General features: G+C 65.5%; 10 protein-coding genes, 1 tRNA gene and 1 pseudogene. 6 read left to right on the top strand and 6 right to left on the bottom strand.

Translation table 11 applies throughout. The features are described 5' to 3' along the window. The first annotated feature begins 33 nt into the window (after positions 1-33). On the top strand, positions 34-426 hold the full coding sequence (locus KXD96_RS21475) for a holo-ACP synthase (protein ID WP_260739630.1): 393 nt from the start codon (positions 34-36) through the stop codon (positions 424-426). An 87-nt stretch (positions 427-513) separates the two neighbouring features. Continuing rightward, on the top strand, positions 514-1842 hold the full coding sequence (locus KXD96_RS21470) for a dipeptidase (protein WP_260739628.1): 1329 nt from the start codon (positions 514-516) through the stop codon (positions 1840-1842). 16 nt (positions 1843-1858) lie between these two features. Here the strand turns inward: KXD96_RS21470 and KXD96_RS21465 are convergent, their stop codons facing one another. From KXD96_RS21465 to bcp, 3 genes are all read right to left on the bottom strand, one after another. Next, a complete protein-coding gene (locus KXD96_RS21465) occupies positions 1859-2374 on the bottom strand; it encodes a lipocalin family protein (protein WP_260739627.1) in 516 nt (171 codons plus the stop codon). Between the two features lie 16 nt (positions 2375-2390). Next, positions 2391-2720, bottom strand: coding sequence for a hypothetical protein (locus tag KXD96_RS21460; RefSeq protein WP_260739626.1), 330 nt, complete (start codon positions 2718-2720; stop codon positions 2391-2393). Positions 2721-2903: 183 nt separating this feature from the next. Beyond that, positions 2904-3380: a thioredoxin-dependent thiol peroxidase gene (gene bcp / locus KXD96_RS21455; protein WP_260739625.1), complete on the bottom strand. Its 477-nt coding sequence runs from the start codon at positions 3378-3380 to the stop codon at positions 2904-2906. Positions 3381-3460: 80 nt separating this feature from the next. On the opposite strand from bcp, the gene KXD96_RS21450 reads away from it, so the two are divergent. Further along, on the top strand, positions 3461-3688 hold the full coding sequence (locus tag KXD96_RS21450) for a DUF3618 domain-containing protein (RefSeq protein ID WP_260739622.1): 228 nt from the start codon (positions 3461-3463) through the stop codon (positions 3686-3688). A 4-nt stretch (positions 3689-3692) separates the two neighbouring features. On the opposite strand, the gene KXD96_RS21445 is transcribed toward KXD96_RS21450, so the two are convergent. After that, positions 3693-5435: a DUF3556 domain-containing protein gene (locus KXD96_RS21445; protein WP_260739620.1), complete on the bottom strand. Its 1743-nt coding sequence runs from the start codon at positions 5433-5435 to the stop codon at positions 3693-3695. Positions 5436-5867: 432 nt separating this feature from the next. Between KXD96_RS21445 and KXD96_RS21440 the strand changes: the two are divergent. Then, a pseudogene (locus KXD96_RS21440) lies at positions 5868-6648 on the top strand (cytochrome P450); the annotation flags it as partial. A 117-nt stretch (positions 6649-6765) separates the two neighbouring features. Here the strand turns inward: KXD96_RS21440 and KXD96_RS21435 are convergent. Continuing rightward, positions 6766-6841 (bottom strand) — tRNA-Lys (locus KXD96_RS21435). 161 nt (positions 6842-7002) lie between these two features. Then, positions 7003-8235 (bottom strand): GNAT family N-acetyltransferase, encoded by a 1233-nt coding sequence (locus tag KXD96_RS21430; protein ID WP_260739617.1) that lies wholly within the window; start codon positions 8233-8235, stop codon positions 7003-7005. A gap of 113 nt (positions 8236-8348) precedes the next feature. Between KXD96_RS21430 and istA the strand changes: the two genes are divergently transcribed. Together istA and istB are read left to right on the top strand one after the other, a co-directional pair. Then, on the top strand, positions 8349-9899 hold the full coding sequence (gene istA, locus KXD96_RS21425) for an IS21 family transposase (protein ID WP_260737107.1): 1551 nt from the start codon (positions 8349-8351) through the stop codon (positions 9897-9899). Beyond that, positions 9896-10711 (top strand): IS21-like element helper ATPase IstB, encoded by an 816-nt coding sequence (istB, locus tag KXD96_RS21420; protein ID WP_260737101.1) that lies wholly within the window; start codon positions 9896-9898, stop codon positions 10709-10711. Before istA ends, istB begins: the two co-directional genes overlap by 4 nt. Positions 10712-10814: the final 103 nt, after the last annotated feature.

The following is a 10814-nucleotide window of genomic DNA, read 5'->3' as shown; positions in this document are numbered from 1 at the left end:
GCCGGGCTTGACCGTCCGTTAGCCTGGCCATCCATGGGAATTGTCGGTGTGGGGATCGATGTCGTCTCCATCCCTGATTTCGCCGAGCAGGTCGACCAGCCGGGAACCGTTTTCTCCGAGACGTTCACACCGGGTGAGCGTCGCGATGCGTCGGACAAGAGTTCGTCGGCCGCGCGTCACCTGGCGGCCCGGTGGGCGGCTAAGGAGGCGGTGATCAAGGCGTGGTCGGGTTCCCGGTTCGCGCAACGGCCCGTCCTGCCGGAGGACATCCACCGCGACATCGAGGTGGTCACCGACATGTGGGGGCGGCCCCGGGTTCGGCTGAGCGGCGACATCGCCAAACATCTGGCCGACGTGACGATTCATGTGTCGCTGACGCATGAAGGGGATACCGCGGCCGCGGTGGCCATCTTGGAGACCCCTTGATGCCGCCGAACGTGGGGCTTATGGACGAATTCACGCGCCAATTTTCATATCTAACCGTCACACTCGGCGTCGCGCGCGGAGAAGCGCATGACTGATCTGGTCGAGCGCGTCCGCGAGGCGTTGCCATCGGTGCGCCGCGACCTCGAGGACCTGGTGCGCATCGAGTCGGTGTGGGCCGACCCCGCGAGGCGCGACGAGGTGCACCGCAGCGCACGGGCGGTAGCGGATTTGTTGTCGCAAGCGGGTTTTGGCGAGGTGGAGATCGTCAGCGAGGGTGGCGCGCCGGCGGTCATCGCGCGCCATCCCGCGCCGCCGGGCGCACCGACCGTGCTGCTGTACGCCCACCACGACGTCCAGCCCGAAGGCGATGTCGGCCAGTGGGCGTCGCCGCCCTTCGAACCCACCGAACGCGGCGGGCGGCTCTACGGGCGCGGCAGCGCCGACGACAAGGCCGGCATCGCAACGCATTTGGCGGCATTCAAGGCGCACGGTGGGCAACCGCCGGTCGGCGTAACCGTTTTCGTCGAGGGCGAGGAGGAATCCGGCTCGCCGTCACTGGGACGGTTGCTGGCCGCCCACCGCGACGCGCTGGCCGCCGACGTGATCGTCATCGCCGACTCGGACAATTGGAGCACGGATGTTCCGGCGCTCACGGTTTCGCTGCGGGGCCTGGTCGACTGCGTGGTCGAGGTCGCCACTCTCGACCACGGCCTGCACTCCGGCATCTGGGGCGGCGTGGTTCCCGACGCGCTGAGCGCGCTGGTGCGGCTGCTGGCCAGCCTGCACGACGACGACGGCAACGTGGCGGTCGCCGGCCTGCACGAAAGTACTGCCGCCGCTGTGGATTACCCGCCCGAGCGGGTGCGTGCCGACTCCGGGCTGCTGGACGGGGTGTCCGAGATCGGCTCGGGTTCGGCGCCGCAGCGGCTATGGGCCAAGCCGGCGATCACCGTGATCGGGATCGACACCACGCCCATCGAGAAGGCGTCGAACACGCTGATCCCGCGGGCCCGCGCAAAGATCAGCATGCGCGTCGCGCCGGGCGGTGACGCCGCGGCGCACCTTGACGCGTTGACCGCGCACCTGCAGCGGCGTGCGCCGTGGGGCGCGCAGGTCAGCGTCACCCGCGGCGACGTCGGTGAGCCCTACGCCATCGACGCCAGCGGCCCGGTATACGACGCGGCGCGCGCGGCGTTCCGGCAGGCATGGGGTACCGAGCCGATCGACATGGGCATGGGCGGCTCTATCCCGTTCATCGCCGAGTTCGCCGACGCGTTCCCGCAGGCCAGAATCCTGGTCACCGGCGTCGAGGACCCGGGCACCCAGGCGCACAGCATCAACGAGAGCCTGCACCTCGGCGTCCTGGAGCGCGCCGCGATCGCCGAGGCGCTGCTGCTGGCCAACCTGGGCCAGTGACGTATCGAGCGCGACGTCAGCGCCCGAGCAGATCGTCCGTAACGCGGCCGCCCGACTGCCTCGGCCTGATCCACTCGTCGAGATCGAACCCTTGCCGGGTCGCTTCGGCGAGGTAGGCCGCTTCGGTGGCGTCGTCGATGTGCGGCTCGCGGGCCAGCAGCCACAGGTATTTGCGGTCGGGCGTACCGACAAGGGCAACGGTGTAGGCATCATCGATCTTCAAAACCCAGTAGTCGCCTTTCGTGAAAGGGATCCACCGCAGGAATTCCGGAAGGAACGAAACCTCCAACCGTCCCGCCTGGCCGTTAACAACGGTTGCGCGACCGACCGCTTGCGACGGTGCGCCGTGCTTGTCGACGCACCGGTTGTCGACGCGCACGCTTCCGTCGTCCTGGGCCGTGTATTCGGCGGTGATGTCTGAGGCGTCGGCGTCCTCCCACCTGAATGGGAGCCGGCCGATCTCATACCAGAGGCCGCTGTAGCGGTTGAGTTCGAGAGATCCGACGGAGTTGACAGCGGACCGTTGAGTCATGCTGGCTTCTCTCCGACTACTCAGCACCGGGCTTCTCGTCGACCTGCTTCTTCAACGCCTCGGTCGCGCTCCCGACGACGCTTCGGATGAACTCGTACTGCGTCTTGACGAGTTTGTCGGCCATCTCGAGGGCAGCGTCGACGATGGTGTTGCGTCTCGACGGCTGGTCGCCGCTGTGCCCGGGCAACGACTCATCGACGGTGCCGACGAACTTACGCACGGCGTCGATGGCGGCCCGTTGCCCGGATTCGACCGACTTGAGCACTTCGTCGGACAGGCCCGCCACTCGTTCCGTCAGCTCCGAGGCTCGTTCCGCCGCCGTTTTCTTCTCGGTGCCTTCTGTCATGACCGCCCCTCGAGTTTCGATGCGAAGAAAGCAATGGGTCTCCGACGACTCAGCATCAAGGATGCGCTCGAGGTCTCGGGGTTCTATAGGGTCAATGGTCCTTTCCGCCGGCCGGCGGAACTACCTCGAGGACAGGGCATGACGCGGTGACTCGGAAACGGCGATCATCCCGCCCAGGGGTGGTTAGGAGGCGCTGAGCACTTTTTGGATGAACGATGTTGTGTGCGCAGCCTTCACGTTGTACTGCGCTACGGCGACCTTGCCCTTCTCGTCGATCACGAACGTTGACCGGATGACACCAGTGACCGTCTTGCCGTACATCTGCTTTTCGCCGTAGGCCCCGTAGGCCGTCAGCACCTTGCGATCCGGATCCGACAACAGTGGGAACGTCAGTTTCTCGGCGTCGCGGAATTTGGCCAGCTTTTCCGGTTTGTCGGGGGAGATGCCGATCACGTCGAGGCCGGTGTCGCTGAGTTCGTGCAGGTTGTCGCGGAAGGCGCAGGCCTGCTTGGTGCAGCCCGGCGTCAAGGCCGCCGGGTAGAAGTACACGATGACGCGACGCCCCTTGTAGTCGGCGAGCGACACCTGGTTTCCGTCGGCGTCGGGCAGGCTGAAGGAGGGCGCCTTGTCGCCCGGCGCAAGCCGCGTGGTCTCGGTCAACTCGGGTCCTTTCTGTTCACCGCAGCATCGGCACTAGGGTAGTGCGTCAGGTGCATCAGGCCGATTGGGAGGACAGACACGTGGCGGACCGGGACCCCGAGGCCATCAAGCGGGACATCGACGTTGCCCGTGACCAGCTGGCGGCCACCGTCGACTCGCTCGCCGTGCGGGCCAACCCGCGCCGCCTCGCCGAGGACCTCAAGGTGCGGGCGATTGCCTTCGTCAAGAAGCCCGCGGTGACGGTTTCACTGGCCGGCGTCGGCGTCCTCGTCGTCGTGGTGGTGGTGCACCGGGTGCGGAACCGCTGACGCGTCACGTCATGCCGGCGCCCGTGCCGCTCTGCACGTGCACGGGAATGTCGTCGGCCCACGGCTGCGACGTGACCATGTCGTCGACGTCGACATAACCGCGCTCGAATTCGCCGGTCGCCGCGTCGGCCAGGCGGTACTCCTGCCGCTGGATGTGGATGGGCTGCGCGTCGAGGATCACCACCCGCACTTCGCCGGGCTGGAAGTGGCAGCGCTGCTGGAGCGCCTCGATGAGGCATTCGTTGTGCATGTGCCCGTCGCCGAAGTTCCACCCGAGCACCATCGCGCACAGGACTTCGCCCTCGCAGAGGTTGTAGTCGTCCTCGTCATAGCCGGCCAGCGCGCGGTGCACCAGGGTGAACAGCGCGCGCCCGTGGGTGTTCATCCCGCGGAACGCCATGGCCAGATGCAGCGGCACCAGCGTGGCCTCCTTGGAGCCGTAGAGGCGCTCGAGCTGCAGGTGTTGCATCGGCCCCAGCGCGCGCGACCCGGTGCGGAACTTGTCGTCGACCGACGGCTTGACGCACCACACCGTGGTGTCCCAGTTGCCCGCGTAATACCGCATGCTCGGCAGGAAGGACACCTTGCGCGGGTAGAGGTTTCCCACGACGACGATGCCGGCGATGACCACGAACAGGATCGCCACCGGCAACGGGTTGGCCAGATCGGACAATCCCAGGCCCGCATGCGCGACGAACAGCGACAGCACCCCGAAGATCATGAACACGTTCCACTCCAGCGGCACCCCCATCGGGAAGGCCAGCAGGATGTTCAGGTGGAAGACGATCATCACGAACGCGGCGATGGCCGTCGACCAGCCGCCGTGGGAGAAGAGCAGCGCCAGCGGCACCAGGCCTTCCACGGCGGTGGAGAAGTGCGCGATGAAGCCCGCCAGCGCGCTGGGGCGCAGGTCGTCCGGATAGCGCTTGAACATCGAACGTTTCAGTGCCCCGGACGGGATGAATGGGTTGTTCGCCAGCATCGTCGAGATCACGAACGGGAAGTGCCGGTTGAGCTTTGAGGTGGCGGCCCCCAGCCAGATCACCATGAAGACCACCTTGGCCCCGATGATGGAGTCCGCCCCGGCGAACAGGAAAACCAGCGCCAGCGGCGCGTATACCTCGCCGCGAGCGGCCAGGAAGATCACCTTGTCGCGGAGGCCGACGACGGCCAGCACCGCCAGGATCGCGACGGTATGCCAGGGCGCGAGCACTCCAATTTCCGTGTGCAGGGCGGGAATTGGACCGCTGCCGTCGGACACCAGCGCGACCGCGAGCAAGACCAGCAACGCGCCGTAGAGGGCCGCATCGATCGGGCTGCGGAAGCTGCCCTTGGTCAGCGGCACCCGATTGGGCCACGGCGGCAACCGGATGGTGCCGGGCCGCAGCCAGTACAGGATCGAGCCCATCGGGGGGAAGTAACGTCCGGCCAGCGGCCCGAAGCAGCAGCCCAGGCCGATGACTTCGAACAGCATCGTGTAGAGCACGGCCTTCTCGAACACGATCGGTTCCGACCACCACGCGGCGACGCCCGTGAAGCTGCCGATGCCGGTCGTGCACCACCCGAACACCCAACCGCCGAGGATGTACAGCGCGATCTTCGCGCCGTACATCACATGCATCACCAGTGGGGTGCCGAACCCGTTCTCGGCGATGTGGCGCGCCATCGGCACGATTCGCTGCGCGCGGCTCTGCTTGCTCCACTCGGCAACGTCCACAATCGGCAGATTCGGCTGGATGAACCCCATTGCAGCTCCTTCGACGCGGCTCGTTCCAAGGGCGCCGGTGGCGCGCTTGCGCCAACCGGTGCCAGCAAAAAGTACCTGGAGCGTCAGCTACTGCGTGTGGATACGAAGTGGGCAGTTTCACGGGTTTCCTTCGGCCCCGCCGTTGTCTCAATTCTCCGTGCTTGCGACACAGGTGTTGCGCACCTGCTAAGGCCTGTCCGAATCAACTGCGGTGCAGTCGATGTCAAGGGCTTCGACTTCTTGCGCACGATTCAGGCGGCAACGTCAGAAGTCGAACCCTTAAGGGCGCAGGGTGATTCCGATAGGCGCGGTCGCTCGCGCCGCTGCATTCCTACGCATCGAGCCGGGGGAAGTGGCAAACGACCCGGGACGGAAGCGGCTATCGGCTGTAAAATTGCTGTCTAGCTTGGGTTTCGGTGCGAGCTAGGGCGGTACCCGTACCAGGTGTTTATGGACCTCTACGGGCTTCCGCTGGAAGACCGAGATCGCGTGATCGGCTGGCCGCGGTGGAGGGCAAGCCCGAGGGCCAGGAGTTGTTGGCCTACTTCACCGACGCCATCCAGCAGCGCCGGCAGAACCCGGGGTCCGACATGTTGTCGGAAGTGATGACTGGTCCGGGTGCACTGAGCGACCTCGAACTACTCGGCATGAGCCACCTCTTGGTCTTGTCCGGTCTGGACACCCTGGCCGCGGCGATCGGATTCTCGCTGTTCGAACTGGCGCGCAGACCGCAGCTGCGCAGGGAGCTTCGCGACCGACCGGAACGGGTCAAGGTTTTCATCGAGGAGATCGTCCGACTCGAGCCGGCAGCCCCGTTGGCGGCGCGGGTTACCACGGACTTCGTCAACGTGGGTGGCATGACACTTCCCCTGGTACGCCGGTACGGCTGTGCACGGCCGCGATCAACCGCGACGGCAGCGACGAGATATCGACCGACGACCTGGTCATGGACGGAAAGGTGCACCGACACTGGGGATTCGGTGGCGGACCGCACCGCTGCATAGGCTCCCACATGGCGCGATTCGAACTGACGATCATTGTCGAGGAGTGGCTGAAGCAAATCCCCGACTTCGACGTGCCGCAGGGGTATGTTCCGGAGATTAAGTTTCCCTCGAAAAGCTTCGCTATCATCTCGCTGCCGTTGACCTGGGCCAAATCGGCCGCCTCGGCGTCGCGCGCTGCTAGCTCAAACTCCTGGACGAGAGCACGGTGAACGAGTCAGTACCCCGCTTGCATCCTCCGGGACAGCGGTACTGCGTATGCCCGCTTTGCGTGGAGAAGCCGCATCGACGCTGCTCAGGAGCGTAACGCTCGAGGTAATACACGTCAGTGGTGCGCCGTCAGGGTTTCGAACCCCGGACCCGCTGATTAAGAGTCAGCTGCTCTACCAACTGAGCTAACGGCGCTTTTCGACGGCCGAGACCGCGTACGCGACAATAACAGGCGTCCTGCCGCGGAGTGAAATCCTTCGATCTCCTCCAGGATAGTCACCACGCAGGGACGGTGAGGCCGCGCCTGGGCGGTCCCGTGTTGTCAGTCTCGAAGTGGCCTGCAGCGCCGCTACAACTCAGAACAGCGTCCCGCAGTACGGTGCCCGGTCGGTGCGGAACGCGGCATCCAACTCGCGTAGCGCGCCCGGCCGCAGTTCTGTGATCCGGCCCGCTCGGTGGATTTCCGAGGCGCTGTGCGCTCCGATGTAGATCGTGGCCAGGTCGGCCAGACCGATTTCGACGTCGGCGGGCCCCTCATGCGGCGCGCACTTTCCCGCACCATCGCGGGCCTGGAGCAAGAATCGTCCGCCGGCGAGGCCGAGCGGATCGGTGACGTCCAGTGCGACCTCGATCTCCGCCCCGTAGGCGCGGGTGCCCAGTACCTCGGGCACATCGTTGATCCGTACCCACAGGAAGTCGCTCTGGCCGGTGGTTTGGGCGGCCCGCAGGTCGGTGAGTTTGAGCGGCAGCGGGTCGTCGACCGGCAGGTCCATTTCGACGTTGTCGAACATCTCCAAGACCAACAACGTCTGGAGTAGCTCGGTGTGGGCCTCGTCCGTGATGGGGCAGAAGTCCTCGACAACCACGGTGCCCAACGGTGGCCGGTACCCGTGATTGGACTTACTGAGGACGCGGTATGTCAGGAACCCGTCCGGATGAACCGTGTAATTCGACGCAGTTCTGTTGCCTCGCTGCGTCGGCCTGTCCTCCAAATGATCGGCCCACCAAGCGTCATCGCGGCCGACCGCTCCAATCGTTGTGGCGCACCATCGTTCGTAGATGTTCGGCAACTGGCGCTTCGCCTCGTCAGCGTTGACCTCGCGGGCCCGCATCTCGCCCGGCGGGGTTCGCAGCTTCGCAAAGCGGCGGTCGACCGAGTAGGTGCGGCTGTAACTCGCCACGCCGGCTCCGAAGCCGTCGTACATTGCCGTCTGGGTCGGCACCCCGCAGATGATCGGGTAGCCCCGCTCGATCAGGATTCCCAGTCCCTGGGCACTGAGATGACCCCACACTCCCTTGCCCTGATGCGTTGACGCGACGGCAATCATCGTCAGCCACGCGGCTCGCAACCTGGCGCCGCCGGGCACGGTCAACTGCGCGCGGTAGATGATCGAGGTTCCCACCAGGAATGGGTTTTGCGGATCGGAGACGTCTTCGGCCACCAGGATGTCTTCGACGTTGACGCGTCGCTTCCATGCTTCGATGTCGTCTGGATCGACCGGGTCCCCGAAAGTGCGAGCCTGATTCCGGTAAACCTGTCGGCTGCCAGGAATAAGGGACCAGCTCGGCGCCGGTTTTGCCATGAGCATGGGACCACCCGATTGCCAGTGATGGGACCATCTGGCTAGCTGTTTTGCCAGTTATGGGACCACCCCGGCGTGGCGTTGGGGGCTTCCGGTTGCTCGGCCGCTGTATTGGCCGAATGAGCTACCGGGAGGTGTCGGTGATCGAAGTCAGGGAGATGCTGCGGTTGTGGCTGCAGGGTCATGGGTTGCGCGAGGTGGCCCGGTTATCGGGCACGGACCGCAAAACGGTGCGCCGGTATGTGGACCGCGCCCGCGCGTGCGGGCTGGACCGTGACGGCGACGGGTGTCAGTTGACCGACGAGCTGTTGGCGGCGGTGATCGCCGGCGTGCGGCCGAGTCGGCCCAACGGCAAGAGCCAGGCCTGGGAGACCATCGCCGCCCAGCACGAGCAGATCAAGGCGTGGCTGAAGCAAGACTTGACTCTGACGAAGGTGCACACGCTGCTTGGGCGTCGGGGCGTGGTGGTGTCGTATCGAACGTTGCATCGCTATGCCACAACGGAATTGGGGTTCGGGATTCGGCAGGCCACGGTGCCGGTGGCCGATTGCGAGCCCGGTGCTGAACTGCAGGTCGATTTCGGTCGGCTCGGAATGCTCACTGATGCCGCGGATGGCCGCCGGCGGGTAGTGCAGGGGTTGATCTTCACTGCGGTGTATTCGCGGCACATGTTCGTCTGGCCGACCTACCGGCAGACGCTTCACGAGGTGATCGCCGGGTTTGAGGCCGCGTGGGCATTCTTCGGCGGGGTGTTCGCGGTGGCGATCCCCGACAACATGAAGGCCATCGTCGACAAGGCTGATGCGACCGATCCGAAACTTAATGACGCCTTCCGCGAATACGCTCAGGCGCGGGGCTTCGTCGTGGACCCCACCCGCATCCGCAGCCCGCGCGACAAGCCTAGGGTTGAGCGCTGTGTCCAATATGTTCGGTCGAATTTCTTTGCTGGAGAAGACTTTCGGAATCTGAGTGACTGCCGGGCACGAGCCGAGCAGTGGTGTGGGCAGGTGGCGGGGATGCGGATACACGGCACCACTCGGCTGCGCCCGGCCGAGGTATTCGCCACCGACGAGCTACCCCACCTCAAACCGGCACCCGACGAGGTGTTCGACATCCCGACCTGGAGCCGGCCCAAGGTGGCTCCCGATCGGCACGTGCAGGTCGCCAAGGCGCTCTACAGCGTTCCCGGTGAGCTGATTGGGCGCCGGCTGGATGCCCGGGTGGATGCGCGCACGGTGAAGCTGTATTGGCGCGGTGAGCTGATCAAGGTCCATCCGGTCATGGCGCCAGGACGCCGCCATACCGACCCCGCTGATCTACCGGCCGAGGTGTCGGTCTATGCGATGCGAGATATCAACACCTTGCAGCGCAAGGCATCCGCACACGGGCAGCATGTCGGCGCCTACGCGGCGGCGGTGCTGGAGCATCCGCTGCCGTGGACCAAGATGCGCCAGGTCTACCGACTCCTGGGACTGGTGCGCCGCCACGGCGCCGACGCGGTCGATGACGCCTGCCAGCGCGCGCTGGACGCCGAGGTCATCGACGTCGGGCTGATCGAGCGCATGCTTACCCGCGGTGCCGGCGCACAGCTGCCGCTGATCCCGAACCCGCCGCAGGCGTCGCGGTTCGTCCGCGCGGCCACCGACTTCGCGGTGCGCAGGCCCTCATGAGCACAACCCGCCGCCCCGATGCCACCCCCGCGGTCAAGCCGATCGAGGTGTCTGCAGACCTCAAAGCGCTGATGCGCCGCCTCAAGCTCGGCCGCCTGCTCGACACCCTGCCCGAACGGCTCGCGCTGGCACGATCGAATCGGCTGCCACACCACGACTTCCTGGAAATGCTGCTAGCCGATGAGGTCACCCGCCGCGACCGCGAGTCCGCCGCCCGCCGCGCCAAGACAGCACAATTGGATCCGCAGATGCAGCTGCAGGCCTGGGATGACACCGCCGCGGTCAGCTACGACCGCCAACTATGGGCAGAGTTGACCTCGCTGCGGTTTCTGGCCGACGCCTACAACGTGCTCATCATGGGACCGGTCGGAGTCGGAAAAACGTTCCTGGCCAACGCATTAGGCCACATCGCCGTGCGACGTCACCACAGCGTGCATACCGAACGCGCCGACAAACTGTTCAAACGCCTCCGCGGAGCACGGCTAGACGGCAGCTATGAAGACGAGATGCGCAAACTACACCGCGTCGAGCTGCTCATCATCGATGACCTCGCGTTGCACCGGCTTGAGGCCACCGAGACCAATGACTTCTACGAGCTCATCGTGGAACGCCACCGCACCGCATCAACGGTCATCACCAGCAACCGCGAACCACCGGAGATCCTCACCATGATGGCCGACCCACTCCTGGCCCAGTCGGCGATGGACCGGCTCCAATCCGCGGCCTACGAACTCGTCGTCGAGGGCGAGTCCTACCGGCAACGCCAGAAACCCCGTCCTCGAAAGCCGGTCAATTCGGACCAGCCGAATTGACCAGCAGCCAGGTCATCAGTCACCATCACCCCACGGCCAGCAACCGGAAACAACCGGTCCCATGCTCATGGCAAAACGGTGGTCCCATCACCCTGGCAAGCGA

Source organism: Mycobacterium sp. SMC-2, from assembly GCF_025263485.1.
In the GTDB taxonomy this organism is placed as follows: domain Bacteria; phylum Actinomycetota; class Actinomycetes; order Mycobacteriales; family Mycobacteriaceae; genus Mycobacterium.
Note: the sequence above shows the minus strand (reverse complement) of the source record. Positions and strands in the feature narration are given on the sequence as shown.